The organism is Pseudomonas sp. CGJS7 (genome assembly GCF_036961695.1).
The window spans coordinates 35,398-52,097 of sequence record NZ_JBAMDI010000007.1; the positions used below are offsets into that span (position 1 = coordinate 35,398).

At 62.4% G+C, this 16,700-nt stretch carries 13 protein-coding genes; 3 read left to right on the plus strand and 10 right to left on the minus strand.

The features are described 5' to 3' along the window. Positions 1–110 precede the first annotated feature (110 nt). Complete coding sequence (locus V7787_RS06565) at positions 111–851, plus strand: YciK family oxidoreductase (protein WP_003252656.1); 741 nt, start codon at positions 111–113, stop codon at positions 849–851. A 118-nt stretch (positions 852–969) separates the two neighbouring features. Here the strand turns inward: V7787_RS06565 and V7787_RS06570 are convergent, their stop codons facing one another. The 7 genes from V7787_RS06570 to V7787_RS06600 form a co-directional block, all read right to left on the minus strand. Next, positions 970–1,755: a TenA family transcriptional regulator gene (locus V7787_RS06570; protein ID WP_010952802.1), complete on the minus strand. Its 786-nt coding sequence runs from the start codon at positions 1,753–1,755 to the stop codon at positions 970–972. A gap of 30 nt (positions 1,756–1,785) precedes the next feature. Next, positions 1,786–4,242, minus strand: a complete 2,457-nt coding sequence (locus V7787_RS06575) for an EAL domain-containing protein (protein ID WP_020192572.1) — start codon at positions 4,240–4,242, stop codon at positions 1,786–1,788. A gap of 286 nt (positions 4,243–4,528) precedes the next feature. Further along, the gene (locus V7787_RS06580; RefSeq protein WP_104887174.1) at positions 4,529–6,361 is read right to left on the minus strand and encodes an ABC transporter ATP-binding protein; all 1,833 of its coding nucleotides are present in this window, start codon (positions 6,359–6,361) and stop codon (positions 4,529–4,531) included. Beyond that, positions 6,354–6,986: a DsbA family protein gene (locus tag V7787_RS06585; RefSeq protein WP_049587258.1), complete on the minus strand. Its 633-nt coding sequence runs from the start codon at positions 6,984–6,986 to the stop codon at positions 6,354–6,356. The genes V7787_RS06580 and V7787_RS06585 overlap by 8 nt, the downstream gene beginning before the upstream one ends. Before the next feature lie 3 nt (positions 6,987–6,989). Then, complete coding sequence (gene trhO, locus V7787_RS06590) at positions 6,990–7,922, minus strand: oxygen-dependent tRNA uridine(34) hydroxylase TrhO (protein ID WP_121162045.1); 933 nt, start codon at positions 7,920–7,922, stop codon at positions 6,990–6,992. Positions 7,923–8,148: 226 nt separating this feature from the next. Then, positions 8,149–8,445, minus strand: a complete 297-nt coding sequence (locus tag V7787_RS06595) for a BolA family protein (RefSeq protein ID WP_010952797.1) — start codon at positions 8,443–8,445, stop codon at positions 8,149–8,151. A gap of 10 nt (positions 8,446–8,455) precedes the next feature. Then, a complete protein-coding gene (locus V7787_RS06600; RefSeq protein ID WP_010952796.1) occupies positions 8,456–8,980 on the minus strand; it encodes a DUF2059 domain-containing protein in 525 nt (174 codons plus the stop codon). Positions 8,981–9,134: 154 nt separating this feature from the next. Here V7787_RS06600 and V7787_RS06605 point away from each other — a divergent pair, with 154 nt between their 5' ends. After that, positions 9,135–10,529, plus strand: a complete 1,395-nt coding sequence (locus tag V7787_RS06605) for a class II fumarate hydratase (RefSeq protein ID WP_064492642.1) — start codon at positions 9,135–9,137, stop codon at positions 10,527–10,529. A 96-nt stretch (positions 10,530–10,625) separates the two neighbouring features. On the opposite strand, the gene V7787_RS06610 is transcribed toward V7787_RS06605, so the two are convergent. The 3 genes from V7787_RS06610 to pap all read right to left on the minus strand — a co-directional run bounded on the left by V7787_RS06610 (position 10,626) and on the right by pap (position 14,565). Then, on the minus strand, positions 10,626–11,786 hold the full coding sequence (locus tag V7787_RS06610) for an alginate lyase family protein (RefSeq protein WP_029380705.1): 1,161 nt from the start codon (positions 11,784–11,786) through the stop codon (positions 10,626–10,628). Between the two features lie 74 nt (positions 11,787–11,860). Continuing rightward, positions 11,861–12,835 (minus strand): DMT family transporter, encoded by a 975-nt coding sequence (locus tag V7787_RS06615; RefSeq protein ID WP_336086748.1) that lies wholly within the window; start codon positions 12,833–12,835, stop codon positions 11,861–11,863. Positions 12,836–13,071: 236 nt separating this feature from the next. Next, positions 13,072–14,565 (minus strand): polyphosphate:AMP phosphotransferase, encoded by a 1,494-nt coding sequence (gene pap / locus V7787_RS06620; RefSeq protein WP_003252637.1) that lies wholly within the window; start codon positions 14,563–14,565, stop codon positions 13,072–13,074. A gap of 136 nt (positions 14,566–14,701) precedes the next feature. Here pap and mnmC point away from each other — a divergent pair, with 136 nt between their 5' ends. After that, positions 14,702–16,666, plus strand: a complete 1,965-nt coding sequence (gene mnmC / locus V7787_RS06625) for a bifunctional tRNA (5-methylaminomethyl-2-thiouridine)(34)-methyltransferase MnmD/FAD-dependent 5-carboxymethylaminomethyl-2-thiouridine(34) oxidoreductase MnmC (protein ID WP_336086751.1) — start codon at positions 14,702–14,704, stop codon at positions 16,664–16,666. Positions 16,667–16,700: the final 34 nt, after the last annotated feature.

The window sequence follows — 16,700 nt, forward strand, 5'->3', positions numbered from 1 at the left end:
CGCGAATGCGTCCGATCAGGCGCCAGTGTTGTCCGGGCTGGCGCATTCGCGGGTGAACCCGCTCCTACAATTAGGCCCTGGCCGCCCACACGAACTCGAAGGACAGAACCATGTTCGACTACACCGCCCGCCCCGACCTGCTGCAAGGCCGGGTCATCCTGGTTACCGGTGCCGGCCGTGGCATTGGTGCCGCGGCTGCCAAGGCCTATGCCGCGCTGGGTGCCACCGTGCTGCTGCTGGGCAAGACCGAGGCCAACCTGAACGAGGTCTACGACCAGATCGAAGCCGCCGGCCACCCGCAGCCAGTGGTCATCCCGTTCAACCTGGAAACCGCCCTGCCACACCAGTACGACGAGCTGGCGGCCATGATCGAAGGCCAGTTCGGCCGCCTCGATGGCCTGCTCAACAATGCGTCGATCATCGGCCCGCGCACGCCGCTGGAACAGCTGTCGGGCGACAACTTCATGCGCGTGATGCACATCAACGTCAATGCCACCTTCATGCTCACCAGCACCCTGCTGCCGCTGCTGAAGCTGTCGGAAGACGCTTCGGTGGTGTTCACCAGCAGCAGCGTGGGGCGCAAGGGCCGGGCTTACTGGGGCGCCTATGGTGTGTCGAAGTTCGCCACCGAAGGCCTGATGCAGACCCTGGCCGATGAACTGGAAGGCGTGGCGCCGGTGCGCGCCAACAGTATCAACCCAGGCGCCACGCGCACGGCGATGCGGGCCCAGGCCTACCCCGGCGAGAACCCGCAGAACAACCCGCTGCCCGAAGAGATCATGCCGGTGTACCTGTACCTGATGGGGCCGGACAGCACAGGGGTGAACGGGCAGGCGTTCAACGCCCAATAAACCTGCATCGGCCTCTTCGCGGGCTTGCCCGCTCCCACAGGTAGGGCGCAGTCCTTGAGGGTTGCGGTGATCCCGTGGGAGCGGGCAAGCCCGCGAAGAGGCCGGTACAGGAAAGCGATCAGCCCGCAGCCAACGCCGGCCGCATACGGCCTTGCTGGCGCCCTTCCAGCTGCATGCAGCGCTCCAGGAACAGGAACATGCAGTCGTAGCTCTTGCAAATGGCCCTGCGCAGCTCGGTCCGCAACCCCAGGGTGGGGTTCTCACCGGCCAGGGTACAGATGATTTCCAGCGCCTCCCACGGGTGCGCATCGTCATACTGGGCATGCATCTTCAGCCACTTCATCGCCCGCTTGCGCCCTTCTTCAGGGAACCCCTGCGCATAGGTGTCGGTCGAGCACACCACCGCTGACCATTCACCGGTCGCGCCTTCGATGGCGTAGTTGGTCGCTGCCATGGAAATAGCCAGGTTCTCGGTAGCGCACACTCGCCAGCACCAGTCGTTCAGGCCGTTCAGCTCGGGCGGCACTTCTTGCGCCTGCAACTCGTGCAGGTGCACACCGTGCGCCTGGCACCAGTTCACCCAGTAGTCGGCATGGTTGAGCTCGACGCGGATGTTGCGCATCAGCCAGCGCCGCGCCATGTCCTCGCCCTGATGCCGGCCATAGCGGGTCTTGGTCAGGTTATGCGCCATGTACAACGAAAACTGCTCCACCACCGGCCAGCCCCCGATCAGGTACTGACGGATGGTCGATTGCTTCAGCTGGCCATCGCGTAGTCGTGCATAAAACTCATGCTCAACCACCCGGCGCTTGCTCTCGCGGCAGTCTTCAATCAGTTGCTGGGCCCATTGGGGGTAACTGGCGGGGTCCATCAAAGGCCCGATACGAACGAATGCGTCAATCACTTTCAGCTCCTTGATCCTTGTGATTTCCAACTAGCGAAATGTGCCAGGTGCTCGCTGCAACAGAGGCCGGGCGGCGATCCGTTGGCGCTGCAGACTGTCACAGGTGAACACCTGGGGGCGTTCGATCAGGTAGCCCTGGGCGTAATCCACGCCTATTTCCTGCAAGGCCTGCTCGATCAAGGGTGTTTCGACGAACTCGGCAATCGTGCGCTTACCCATCACATGGCCGATATGGTTGATGACCTCGACCATGGCCCGGTTGACCGGGTCGTCGAGCATGTCCTTGACGAAACTGCCGTCAATCTTCAGGTAGTCCACGGGCAAATGCTTGAGATAGGCGAACGAGGACATGCCGGCGCAAAAATCATCGAGCGAGAAACGGCAACCCAGTCCTTTCAGCTCGTTGATGAAGCGAATGGCGCTGCCCAGGTTGGCAATGGCGCTGGTTTCGGTAATTTCAAAGCAGATCATTCGCGGCGGAATGGCGTATTCGACGAACAACCGCTGGAGGTATTCAAGGAACTTGTCGTCGCCAATGCTGGACCCCGACAGGTTGATGGCACAGGTCGACAACGGCCCTTCACGCCCTTCTTCCAGGCACTGGCGTATGACCATGAACACATTGCGCACCACCCAGCGGTCCAGCGCGGTCATCAGGCCGTAGCGCTCGGCCGCCGGGATGAAGCTGCTGGGCAGGATGGTGCGGCCGCTTTCGTCGTGCAGGCGCAACAGAATTTCGATATGGCCCGGGCCCTCGAAGGTTTTGAGCGGGGCGATTTCCTGGGCGTAGAGGCAAAAGCGGTTTTCTTCCAGGGCCACATGCAAGCGCTGGATCCAGGCCATTTCGCCAAAACGCATGGACAGCTCGCTGTCGTCGGCGTGGTACACCTGCACACGGTTTCGGCCCTTTTCCTTGGCCATGTAGCAGGCCATGTCGGCGGCGCGCAGCGAGGCTTCCAGGGTACCGGGGGCCTGGGCCATATGCACCAGGCCAATACTGACCGTGGTCACGAACGGCCGCCCTTTCCATACGAAGTGCAGGCTCTGCACCATCTGGCGCAATTGTTCGCCAATGCGCTCGGCCTGGTCGGGCGGGCAGTTTTCCAGCAGCACGCCAAATTCATCGCCGCCCAGCCGCGCCAGCGTATCGCCCTCACGCAGGCCGGATTGCAGCACCGCGCAGATGTGCCGCAGCAACTCATCGCCGGCAGCGTGGCCACAGGTGTCGTTGACCAGCTTGAACTGGTCGAGGTCGAGGAACATCAGCGAATGCCGCCCGGCCTGGCGCGCCAGGTCGTTGAGCGCCTGCTCCAGGCGGTATTCGAACTCGCGGCGGTTGGCCAGCCCGGTCAGGGCGTCGTGGGTTGCCTGCCAGGACAGGTTGGCGATGTACTGGCGTTCCTGGGTCATGTCGTGCAGCACCAGCACGATGCCACTGACCTGGCCATCATTGAGGATCGGCGAGCCTACCAGGTTGATCGACACCGTACTGCCGTCCAGGCGCTGGATCAGCCGGGCATGCTCGGAGCCGCCCTTGAGGCTGCCGCTGAGCACCTGCTCGACCAAGCTGCGACCGTCCTCCTCGGCGTGTTCATCCACCAGGCTGAACAGTGCCGACAGCGGCAGGCCCTGGGCCTGGCCGGATTGCCAGTGGGTCAACTGCTCGGCGGCCGGGTTCATATAGCCGATACTGCCCTCGACATCGGTGGTGATCACCGCATCCCCGATGGCCTGCAGGGTAATCTGCGCACGCTCTTTTTCTTCCTGCAGGGCACTGGCAAAGGCCTGGCGCTGGGCCAACAGCTTGCTGGAGCGGCGCCAGGCAATGGCGATCAGGAACATCGCGGTCAGCAGGTTGGTGATCAGCAGCACCCGCAGCAACATGCGCGAGCCTTCGCCCAAGGCATCACTGAAAGCCTTGGCCGCCGGGGTCACGCCTTCGTTGATGGCGACAATGCGGGCCTTCCAATCGCTGACAGTGTCTGGATCCGCCGGGCCATTGGCAAAACGCTGGCGCATTTCACCGGCCAGTACATCCAGCTTGGCCAGATAGTCGTCACCGATGTCCCAGTAATCGATGGCTGTCTGCATATAGCTGACATGGCGAAAGTTGCGGTAGAACCAGATGATCCGATCGACATCGTCAGGGTGGTTGCCACCTTGCAGAACCGCCTGTCGCGCGGCGTTCAGATCAGGGCTGGGGTGGTCGAGCACCTCGCGCAGACGATGGTCACCCTGGGGCACGGTAATGGCCTGGCGATAGCGCTGGTAGGTGCTGTCGTCCTGCGTCTCGCCGTACAGACTGAGGTAGTAGATGGCATCTTTCTGCGCCTTGGACCACAGGCTTTCGCCCGCGACATAGGCACGCACGGCCGAGAGCGTATAAAGGCTGAGGCTGCCCAACGCCACCTGAAGGACCACGACGGCGATGAAAGGCCATGTGATGCCGAGCAACTTTGGCGCTTCGAGTGTGCGATGTCCCTTCATGGAGTCCCTGTCACAGAGCAGATAAGGCGTAAATCGACCCAGACAAGCACAGCGTAGGCCATTTGCCATCGCTGTGGCGGGGATTTTTATGACAAGGAATCGGGGATTTTTACAGCGTACGCGCTGGCCATTGTAGGAGCGGGTTTACCCGCGAAGAAGACACCGCGGTGGATGGCACGGGCTTCGCCCGTGTTCGCGGGCAAGCCCGCTCCCACAGGGTCGCACCAGCTTTTAGAAATTGAGCAAGACTGTTGCTCCCAAAAGCCCGGTGAAGGCAGCCAGATAATCAGCTCTGCTGCAGATGCCCATACAGCTTGGCGTATAACCCACCCTCGGCAATCAGCTGCTGATGGTCGCCGTCTTCGGCCACGTGCCCGCCATCGAACACCAGCACCCGGTCGGCCTGTTTCACCGCCGACAAGCGGTGGGCGATGATCAGCGTGGTGCGGCCGCTGAGAAAGCACGCCAAGGCCTGATGCAGGTTGTACTCGGTGGCGGCATCCAGGGCTGAGGTGGCCTCGTCGAGGATCACCACCTTGGGCTCAGCCAGTACCATGCGGGCAATGGCCAGGCGCTGGCGCTGGCCACCGGACAAGCGCACGCCTGAACGCCCTACCACACTGTCCAGGCCCTGCGGCAAGGCGGCGATGGTGGCATCCAGCTGGGCGATGCGCAGCGCCTGCCAGCACGCATCATCGCTGCAGTCGCGGCCCATGGTCAGGTTGGCACGCACGCTGTCGTTGAACAGCGACGGGTGCTGCAACACCACCGCGACGTTCTCGCGCAGGGTTTCCAGGCCGATTTCCTGGAGGCTGGCCCCGCCAAAGCGGATGGTCCCGGCCTGGGCGCTGTAAAGGCCCAGCAGTAGCTGCACCAGCGTGCTCTTGCCGCCGCCGCTGGCACCGACAATCGCCACCTTCTCACCCGCAGCGATGGACAGGTCGAGGTGCTCGAGCACCGGCTCGTCGGCATAGGCAAAGCGCAGGTCGCGCACTTCAATGCCCACCGTTTCGCGCCCGGCGAACGGGTCGCTGGCGGCCGGGTATTGCGGCTCGTCGGCACGCGCCAGCAGCTCGTTGAGGCGGCTCAGCGCACCGCCTGCGGCGTAGTACGCATATTGCAGATTTAGCAGTTGCTCCACCGGACTGATCATGAACCACAGGTAGCTGAACACCGCCAGCATCTGGCCGATCGACAGGTCGGAAAACAGCACGGTCAGCATCGCCGCCGCGCGGAAGATGTCGATGCCGAACTGGAACAGCAGGCCACTGGCACGGCCACTGGCATCGCTTTTCCATTGCGAGTCCACGGCGTAATCGCGCACCTCGCGGGCACGCAAGCCCAGGCGGCCAAGGAAGTAGCCCTGGCGGTTGCCGGCGCGGATTTCCTGAATGGCATCGAGGGTTTCAGCCAGCGCCTGGGTAAAGCGCGCGGTGCTGTCGTTTTCGAGCTTTTTCAGGTGCTTGACGCGCTTGCCCAACTGCACGGTGAAGTAGATCACCAGCGGGTTGAACAGCAAGATCAGCAAGGCCAGCTGCCAGTGCATCCAGATCAGGATGGCCGCCGTGCCGGTCAGTGTCAGCATGGCCACCAGGAAGCGGCTGAGGGTTTCGCCAACGAACTTGTCCAGGGTGTCCAGGTCGGTGACCAGGTGGGTGGTCACCGTGCCGCTGCCCAGGCTTTCGTACTCTTTCAGCGAAATACGCTTGAGGCGCTCGATCAGGCGGATGCGCAGGCGGTAGACGATGTCCTTGGCCAGCCCGGCGAACAGCTTGGACTGGATCACGTTGAAGGCCAACGCAGCCAGGCGCAGGCACAGGGTGAGCGCCAGCATCAGGCCGATGTAGCCGGCTGCCACCTGCCAGCTGGACGGCAGCAGATGGTTCATCCACTTCAGCGCCGCATCGCCATGGCCGAGCAGTACTTCGTCCACCAACAGCGGCAGCAGCAGCGGAATGGGCACACTGCAACTCGCCGCCAGTAACGCAATGAGGTTGGCGGACCAGAGGTTTTTCTTGTGATGCAGGGCCAGGCGGCGGATTTCCGCCCAGCTCAGCCGATCGCCCGCAGTGTATGGCTTGCCCGGTACCGGGTCGGGTGACCCTGGTACATCAAGCACAGGCGGCCTGCTGCAGCCAGCGGCCGAGCAAGGGTTGCAGGCGCTCCAGCGGCTGGTAGCCGTTGGTCAGCAAGGCCAGTTGACCATTGCGCTCGGCCAGCAGGGTCGGGAACCCGGCAATACCCAGGTCCTGGGCCCAGGCGAAGTCGGCCGCGGTGGCGGCGCGGGTATCGGCACGGGCGAAGGCTTCGGCGAACGCGGCACGGTCGAAGCCACACTGCGAGGCCAGCTCGACCAGCTGCGGCGCGGTGGTCACATCGATGCCCTGTTCGTAGAACGAACGCTGGATCAACGCCAGCAGCGGCCAGACGCGCTCGGCATCCAGCTCGCGGGCCGTGACCAGGGCGCGGCAGGCCGGCTCGGTGTCGTAGACGAAGCCGTCCGGCATGGCCCCCTCGAAGCGGAACGGCTGGCCGGTAGCATCAGCCACCGCCTGCCAGTGTTCCAGGATGTACTTGCGAGTGGAGCTGTCCAGGGCGCTGCCGCCGGTACGCAGCCCGCCCGTTACCAAGCGGGCAGGCACGCCTGCCTCACGCGCCTGGGCGATCAGGGCCGCGGCCACTGGCGCAAAACCCCAGCACCAGGAGCACATCGGGTCCATCACATAGATCAGGCGTGCAGACATGCTTCAAGCCTCGGCTTTGTAGTTGTAACCGATCGGGTGCGGCAGGTTGCGGGCCTTGGCCAGCTCGATCTGCTTCTGCCGGTCGATGGCACTGCGCCGGGTCTTCTCGCTCAGGCTGTCCCAGCAATGCGGGCAGCTGACACCTGGCGAATAGTGCTCGGACGCGCGCTCCTCTGCATTGATCGGATGGCGGCAGGCGTGGCACTGGTCGTACTCGCCTTCGCTCAGGTCATGGCGCACCGTGACCCGGTTGTCGAAGACGAAGCAGTCGCCGTCCCACAGGCTTTCTTCCTGAGGCACTTCCTCGAAGTATTTCAGGATGCCGCCCTTAAGATGATAGACCGACTCGAAGCCTTCACCGAGCATGTAGCTGGAGGCTTTTTCGCAACGGATGCCGCCGGTGCAGAACATGGCGACCTTCTTGTGCTTGCTCGGGTCGAAGTTGGCCTTGATGTACTCCGGGAACTCACGGAAGGTTTCGGTCTTCGGGTCGATGGCGCCCTTGAAGGTACCGATGGCCACTTCGTAGTCGTTGCGGGTGTCGATCAACAGCACTTCCGGGTCGCTGATCAGGGCGTTCCAGTCCTTGGGCTCGACATAGGTGCCAACGGCCTGGTTGGGGTCTACGCCCGGCACACCGAGGGTGACGATCTCTTTCTTGAGCTTGACCTTGGTGCGGTAGAACGGCTGTTCGTCGCAGTACGATTCTTTGTGATCGATATCGACCAGACGCGGGTCGCTGCGCAACCAGGCCAGCAGGCCATCAATGCCTTCCCGGGTGCCCGACACGGTGCCGTTGATGCCCTCCTGGGCCAGCAGCAGGGTGCCTTTGACGTTGTTGTCGAGCATGGTCTTGAGCAGCGGCTCGCGCAGCTCGACGTAGTCTTCCAGGGTAACGAACTTGTACAGCGCCGCGACGACGATGGCTTGAGACATGTAACGGAATCTCCAGGTGGCTGCCCTCGTAAGGGGCGGACCGGGTTTGACAGGTACAGAAAAAGCAGGGGGCGCTTTGTGCCCCTTTCGCGACACAAGGCCGCTCCCACAGGGACCGCGTAACCCGATGGCTAGTGCGGTTCCTGTGGGAGCGGCCTTGTGTCGCGAAAGGGCCGCAAAGCGGCCCCCGGATCTTGCAGGATTCTACCAGAACAACAGAAAGGTTTCAGTGCCCGCCGCCGGCGCACACCGGCGAGGCCGGAGCAACGCCGACCTTGGCCCACTCTTCGGCGGTGTAGGTGTGGATGGCCAGGGCATGGATCTCGCCCATCAGTTCACCCATGGTGGCGTACACCTTCTGGTGGCGCTTGACGCTGTTCAACCCGGCGAACTGCTCGCTGACGATCACCGCCTTGTAGTGGGTCTCCTGACCACGACTATGCATGTGACTTTCGTTGAGCACTTCCAGGTGTTGCGGCGCCAGCGCGGCCAGTTGCTGTTCGATACGTTGTTGCATGGTCATTGCGGCGTACTCACTTCTTCGCTGGGGCGGCGGCCTTGCCTGCGTTCGGGTCCAGCTCTTTGGTCATGTCTTCCAGCAGCTTGTTCACCACCGGTACTGCTGGCTCCAGGCTCTGCTGGGTCAACTGTGCCGACTGCTGAGTGACCTTAGGCATTTCACGCAGCACTTTCTTGCCCAGCGGCGATTCGTAGAACTTGACCAGGTCCTTCAGCTCCTGCTCGGTGAAGGTCCGGGTGTACAGGTCGACCATCTTCGGCTTCAGCTTGTTCCAGCCGATGGCGTTGTCAAGCGCGGCATTGGCCTTGGCCTGGTAGCTTTCCAGCACGGGCTGCTTGGCGGCCGGGGCCTTGGTCTGAGCGAAACGCTGGGCGAACATCTGCTGCACTTGCATGTACACCGGGGTGCCCAGCTTGTCGGCGTTGGCCAGGGTCAGGAATTTCTCGGCAGCAGCGTTGTGGCTGGCGGTGGCAGCGAGTACCTGGCCGCTGGCGCAAACCAGGGCAACGGCGGCACAAAGGACACGGAGACGGGTCATTGCATTTCCTTCAAAGAGGGGGAGGCGGGCACCTCAGAGTAGAGCATTCTGCGCCGTGGTGGCGATGTGCTCAAGTGGCACGACGAGCGACGGAACCGCTCGGTCGAATCAGGGCCTAAACTGCGATTTCGAACTACACAGGAGTGAGTACAGAATGAGCCGTATCGAGACAGACAGCCTGGGCCCGGTCGAAGTTCCGGAGGACGCCTACTGGGGTGCGCAGACCCAGCGTTCGCTGATCAACTTCGCCATTGGCAAGGAACGCATGCCCCTCGCGGTATTGCACGCCCTGGCACTGATCAAGAAGGCCGCGGCGCGCGTCAACGACCGCAATGGCGACCTGCCGGCCGACATCGCCCGGTTGATCGAACAGGCCGCCGATGAAGTGCTGGATGGCCAGCACGACGATCAGTTCCCGCTCGTCGTCTGGCAGACGGGCAGTGGTACCCAGAGCAACATGAACGTCAACGAGGTGATCGCCGGACGCGCCAACGAACTGGCCGGCAAAGGCCGTGGCGGCAAGGCGCCAGTACACCCCAATGACCACGTCAACCGCTCGCAGAGCTCCAACGACTGCTTCCCCACCGCCATGCACATTGCGGCAGCCCAGGCGGTGCATGAAAAGCTGCTGCCGGCCGTCACTGAACTGTCTTCGGGGCTGGCCGAGCTGTCGATGCGTCACCACAAGCTGGTAAAAACCGGCCGCACGCACATGATGGACGCCACGCCGATTACCTTCGGCCAGGAAGTGTCGGCCTTCGTCGCCCAGCTCGATTACGCCCAGCGCGCCATCCGCGCCACCCTGCCGGCGGTGTGCGAACTGGCCCAGGGCGGCACTGCCGTGGGTACCGGGCTGAACGCTCCGCAGGGTTTTGCCGAGGCCATCGCGGCCGAGCTGGCGGCGCTGTCCGGCCTGCCGTTCATCACTGCACCCAACAAGTTCGCCGCCCTCGCCGGCCACGAACCGCTGACCAGCCTGGCGGGGGCCCTGAAGACCCTGGCCGTGGCCCTGATGAAAATCGCCAACGACCTGCGCCTGCTGGGGTCCGGCCCTCGCGCCGGGCTTGCCGAGGTGCGCCTGCCAGCCAACGAGCCGGGCAGCTCGATCATGCCGGGCAAGGTCAACCCCACCCAGTGCGAGGCGCTGTCGATGCTGGCCTGCCAGGTACTGGGCAACGACGCAGCCATCGGCTTTGCCGCCAGCCAGGGGCATTTGCAGTTGAATGTGTTCAAGCCGGTGATCATCCATAACCTGCTGCAATCCATCGAGTTGCTGGCCGATGGTTGCCGCAACTTCCAGCAGCATTGCGTGGCGGGTATCGAGCCGGATGCCGAACAGATGGCCGCGCACCTGGAGCGCGGGTTGATGCTGGTGACGGCGCTGAACCCGCATATTGGCTATGACAAGGCGGCAGAAATTGCCAAGAAGGCTTACAGCGAGGGCAAGACCTTGCGCGAGGCGGCCTTGGCGTTGAAGTACCTGACCAATGAGCAGTTCGACCAGTGGGTGCGGCCGGAGAACATGCTGGCGCCTGGGGGCAAAGGCTAGATTCCCCCATGAGCCGCCCAGGTTGCCTCATCACCCCGGCACCGCACCACGGGCGGCTCACGGTTTATCGGGTAGAGGTGTCTATCTCTCTGGCACTCAAGAAATCGGGTCATCCCCGGTACGGGGATAAGCATGGGTCAGACTTTCCCACATGTAATGGAAATCGCCTTGCGTTGGCCGATGTCTTTGCACAAATGCGCGAGTTTCCGGCAAAGGGTGACCCAAACGGACCGCATAGTGGGTATAACCAATTTCAAATGTCCATTGAGCACTCAACTGGATGCCGTGGTATCGCTTACAAATGTCTGGCATCAATGCAATGTTTTCATACCGAGAATGAAACTCCATCGTCTGCATCATTCGCGCCATGGCTTGCGTTTCCTCGTCGCTGTACAGATCAATCCCCTGCAATAACGCAGTTTCAGCTACATTGATGGTAGCCGCCAGACCATAAGCGGTGTGGGCGAAGTCCCGACAGCTCTCAACGTTCATCCCCTCAATGTATCGGTATGGACTACCCCACTGTTGATTGACCTCTTCGTCGGTCGGCACCCGGGTCCAATTGGGCAGTAGTCTGGGACGCGCCCCATCACTTTCCAGATAAATGGACGCCACGATATGGTCTTTCCATAACTGGATACTCCTGGCGAAGATTTCGTGATTGTCGGTAAAAATCGCTATATATAAAAGTGCCTCGATACCTGTGGAGCGCCAATTGCCAGGCACGGTATCCCACTTCCACCCGTCTCCATAGAAGAGCTCCTCTATGATCGGTTGAAACTGCGTTTCCAACATCCCTCTGAATCGCGCCTTACCTTCAGTCGTCCAGCCAGACGCAGTATGAGCAAGGATTTCCGCAGCACTGATGAATAAGCACGCTGCCCACGATGCCTGAAGGCGTGCATTTTCGCCGATATGTCCTCCGGTAAATTCTCTAGACCATGCGTCTAGGATTTTGATGGCAGTAGCTGCATATTCCTCGTCACCCTTGATCACCCAGAGCAATGCCTGCGCATAGGCAGCCTGACCATCTCGGGTTTGATCAGTACACCCACAATCCGGCTGGCTATAAGCTCCGCAATCCACTACAGCGCGCGGTTTCGGAACCCAGTCTTTATCGGCTCTTTTCAAATAGTCATTCAGTACTTTTTCACTGGCACTCTTCCAAGGTTCACGATGCAAATTATGACGCACGAACCTCTCAAGGTAATTCACATTTACCTTTATACCCGGATGCACAAACGCATGAGCCTTCATCACCCTTACTCCGCGAACTTTTATGCACATTTGATTCAAATAGCAAAAAACTCGCAACTAGCAAAAATGCTAGGTCAGCCCTCTGATGAGTATGCGCGCTGACCTCGTTCTCGACGCGCCCGCCAGCTGGCCACCAGCGAGGGCCCCAGCGCTACCAGCGCCGAACCGAACACTACCGTGACCGCCCCCACATAACCCAGGACGTTGATGTCCTCGGCATGCACATACTCAGGCCACACCCATGCTGCCAGCGCTACCGCAACGAAGGTCACCAGCGGGGTCAGCGCCAGCGTGGCACTTACCCGTGAGGCCTCCCAGTGCGCCAGTGCTTCAGCAAACGCGCCGTATGCCACCAGGGTATTCAGGCAACAGGCCAGCAGCAGCCAGCCTTGCACCGGGGTCAGTTGCAAGGCCTCCAGCGGGTGCACCCAAGGTGTCAGCAACGCAGCGCAGCTGAGGTAGATCACCATCATCACCTGCTGCGAGTGCCACACGGTCAGCAACTGCTTTTGGCTCAGGGCGTAGAACACCCAGATGCTGGTCGCCAGCAAGATGGTCAACACGCCGGTGGTGTAGGTACCCAGTGAAGTCAGCAGCTCTTCCAGGCGCTGGTTGAAGAACAGGCCAAACCCTGCCAGCAGCACCAACAGGCCCATGCCCTGCCCCACACTGAAGCGCTCGCGGAACACGAACACGCTGGCCACCAGCAACAGCACCGGGCCGATCTGTACCACCAGTTGTGCAGTGCCCGGGCTAAGCAGTTTGAGACCGATCAGGTAGAGCACGTAGTTGCCCATCAGGCCGAGCACCGCAACCAGCACCAGGCCCCTGCCCCTGGGCGCCAGCTTGCGTATGGACGGCAAACGCCGGTTAGCCGCCAGCCAGGCGAACAACAGGCTGCCGGAGACCAGCAGGCGGTACCAGGTGACAGTGATCGGGTCGACCACTTGCAATACCTGCTTGAGCTTGATCGGCAAGATGCCCCAGAGCAGCGCCGTCAGAAGTGCCAGGAACAGCCCATAGCCCCAGCGGCCAGAAGTGGTGTGCATAAAATCCTCGATCAAGCCCGTGGTGGGGGTTGTTGAATTCTACGGGGTTGGAGGACGGGGACGGTGGAGAGTGCCGAGAAAAGAATTCATCAGGTCATTCTTTTGGGGCATGGCTGGAGGGAGGTGTTGCCTGTTCTGGCCCTTTCGCGGGTAAACCCGCTCCTACAAGGGATCGCGTACCCCTGTAGGAGCGGGTTCACCCGCGAAAGGGCCAGAACAGGCAACATCACCGTCGGCTATTTTTTGTGCTTGGCAAACGCCGCTTCCAGCGCCTGGTTGATGGTGCGCACCACCTTCACCCGCGCCCAGCGCTTGTCATTGGCCTCTACCAGCGTCCAAGGGGCAATCTCGCTGCTGGTGCGATCGACCATGTCACCCACCGCCTGGGAGTATTCGTCCCACTTGTCGCGGTTGCGCCAGTCATCCTCGGTGATCTTGTAGCGTTTGAACGGAATTTGCTCACGCTCTTCGAAGCGCTCCAGTTGGGTCTGCTGGTCGATCGCCAGCCAGAACTTGACCACCACCACGCCAGCATCCACCAACTGCTCTTCAAAGTCGTTGATCTCGCTGTAGGCACGCATCCAGTCAGCGGGGCTGCAGAAGCCTTCCACCCGCTCCACCAGCACCCGGCCATACCAGGAACGGTCGAAGATGGTGAACTTGCCCCGTGCCGGGATGTGCCGCCAGAACCGCCACAGGTACGGCTGGGCGCGCTCTTCTTCGGTAGGCGCGGCAATCGGCACGATACGGTATTGCCGCGGGTCCAGCGCTGCCGCCACGCGGCGGATGGCGCCCCCCTTGCCGGCGGCGTCATTACCTTCGAACACCGCCACCAGGGCGTGCCGGCGCATGCGCTTGTCACGCAGCAGGCCGGCCAGACGGGCCTGTTCGGTGATCAACTGTTCCTGATAGTCGGCCTTGTCCAGGCGCAACGTCATGTCCAGGGCGCCAAGCAGGCTGCGGTCGTCGATGCTGTGGCCCAGCGGGGCCACGTTGCCCTGGTGCTTGCCCTTGGGATTATTGGCCAGCGCGGCTTGCAGGCTTTCCAGCAGAATGCGCCCCACCGCCAGGCTGCGGTAATTCGGGTCTACCCCTTCGATGATGTGCCATGGCGCATAGTCGCGGCTGGTGCGGCGCAGCACGCGCTCACCAAAGCGCACGAAGCGGTCGTAGGTTTGCGACTGCTGCCAATCCAGCGGGCTGATCTTCCAGCTGTGCAGCGGGTCGTCCTTGAGCGATTTCAGCCGTGCCTTCATCTGCTTCTTGGACAGGTGGAACCAGAACTTGATGATCAGCGCACCTTCATCGCAAAGCATCTGCTCCAGGCGCTCGGCACCGGTAATGGCCTGATCGAGCACGGCATCCTTGAACACCCCGTGCACCCGCCCCTGCAGCATCTGGCTGTACCAGTTGCCAAAGAACACACCCATCCGCCCCTTGGGTGGCAAGGCCCGCCAATAGCGCCAGGCGGGTGGGCGGGCCAGCTCTTCGTCGGTCTGCTGGTCGAAGGTGAGCACATCGATCATGCGCGGGTCCATCCACTCGTTGAGCAGTTTTACCGTCTCACCCTTGCCGGCGCCTTCAATGCCGTTGATCAGCACGATCACCGGAAACCGCGCCTGCTGCTTGAGTTCGTACTGGGCTTCGAGCAGGGCCTCGCGTAAAGCGGGTACCTCGGCGTCGTAAGCCTCCTTGTCGATGCTGTGGCCGATTTCGGCAGATTCGAACATGCACTGGCTCCTTCAATGGATAAGCAAGACTAGCGGATTTCATTTCGGCCTGTATTGACCTCTTCACCAATGAACGCGCTCCCACAGCTCAGCCGGATGGCATAAAATCCCGCCATCCGCTGCAACCGAGCCCACCATGCCCACCCTCCTCCAGCACGCCCAGATCGACTGGGACGACCAGGGCCGCCCCCATTCGCGGCACTATGACGACGTCTATTTCGCAGTCAACGAAGGCATCGAAGAAACCAAGCACGTGTTCCTCGGCCAGACCCGCCTGGCCGAACGTTTTGCCAACCTGGCGCCGCACGCCTGCACGGTGATCGGCGAAACCGGTTTTGGCACCGGCATGAATTTTTTCTGCGCCTGGCAGCTGTTCGACCAGCACGCACACAGCGACGCGCGCCTGCACTTCGTCAGCGTCGAAAAGTACCCCCTCGACCACGCCGACATGGCCCGCGCAGTGCGCCTGTGGCCTGAACTGGCCGCCTATACCGAGCCGCTGCTGGAGCAATACGTGGCGGTGCACCCGGGCTTTCAGCAGTTCACCTTCGCCGGTGGCAGGGTCACCCTGACCCTGTTGATAGGCGATGTGCTGGAACAGCTGCCGCAACTCGATGCGCAGATCGATGTGTGGTTCCTCGACGGCTTCGCCCCCGCCAAGAACCCCGACATGTGGACCCCGGAGCTGTTTGCGCAACTGGCGCGGCTATCGCATCCGGGCACGGTGCTGGGCACCTTCACCACCACCGGCTGGGTACGCCGCAGCCTGGTGGAAGCCGGCTTCGCCATGAAGAAGGTGCCAGGCATCGGCAAGAAGTGGGAGGTGATGAGCGGCGCCTACGTCGGCCCCCTGTCCGGCCCATGCGCGCCTTGGTACGCGCGCCCCGCGGTGACACAGGGGCCGCGCGAGGCGCTGGTGATCGGTGCCGGACTTGCCGGCAGCAGCAGCGCCGCCAGCCTGGCCCGGCGCGGCTGGCAGGTAACCGTGCTGGAGCGCCACGAAGCCCCGGCCCAGGAAGCGTCAGGCAACCCGCAAGGGGTGCTGTACCTCAAGCTGTCTGCCCATGGCACCGCGCTGTCGCAGATGATCCTGTCCGGGTTCGGCTACACCCGGCGTCAGCTGCAGCGCTTGCAGCGTGGCCGTGACTGGGATGCCTGCGGGGTGCTGCAACTGGCCTTCGACAGCAAGGAGGCCGAACGCCAGGGCAAGCTGGCTGCCGCCTTCGACCATGGCTTGCTGCACTGCCTGGCGCGCGCCGAGGCCGAAGCCATCGCCGGCGTGGCGTTGCCTGGCGGCGGGTTGTTCTACCCCGAAGGTGGCTGGGTGCACCCGCCAGCGCTGTGCCAACAGCAGTTGCAGCACCCTGGTATTCGCGTGGTGACCCACCAGGACGTGCTCGAACTGCGCAAAGTGGATGAGCATTGGCAAGCCTGGGCTGGCGACCAGCTGTTAGCCCGCGCTCCAGTGGTGGTCCTGGCCGGTGCGGCGGATGTGCTGCGCTTCGAACCTTGCGCGCAGTTACCACTCAAGCGCATCCGTGGGCAGATCACCCGCTTGCCGGCCACCGCCAGCAGCCAGGCACTGCGCACCGTGGTGTGCGCGGAAGGCTATGTGGCACCGCCGCGCGAGGGTGAACATACACTGGGCGCCAGTTTTGACTTCCACAGCGAAGACCTTGCACCGACGGTAGCCGAGCATCAGGGCAACCTGGCGCTGCTGGACGAAATTTCCGTCGATCTGGCGCAACGGCTGGCTGTGGCTGAACTGGACCCCGAGCAGTTGCAGGGACGTGCTGCGTTCCGTTGCACCAGCCCGGATTACCTGCCGATCGTCGGGCCCATTGCCGACGCGCAGGCGTTTACCGAAGCCTATGCAGTACTGGGCCGGGATGCGCGGCAAGTACCGGATGTGCCCTGCCCTTGGCTGGGCGGGTTGTATGTGAACAGCGGGCATGGCTCACGCGGGCTGATCACGGCGCCGTTGAGTGGCGAGCTGGTGGCGGCCTGGGTATGTGGGGAACCGCTGCCATTGCCGCGGGCAGTGGCGCAGGCGTGTCATCCGAACCGGTTTGGATTGCGCCGGTTGATCCGGGGGAAATGATTGCATCGGGTTGCCTGCCCGGCGTCATATAACC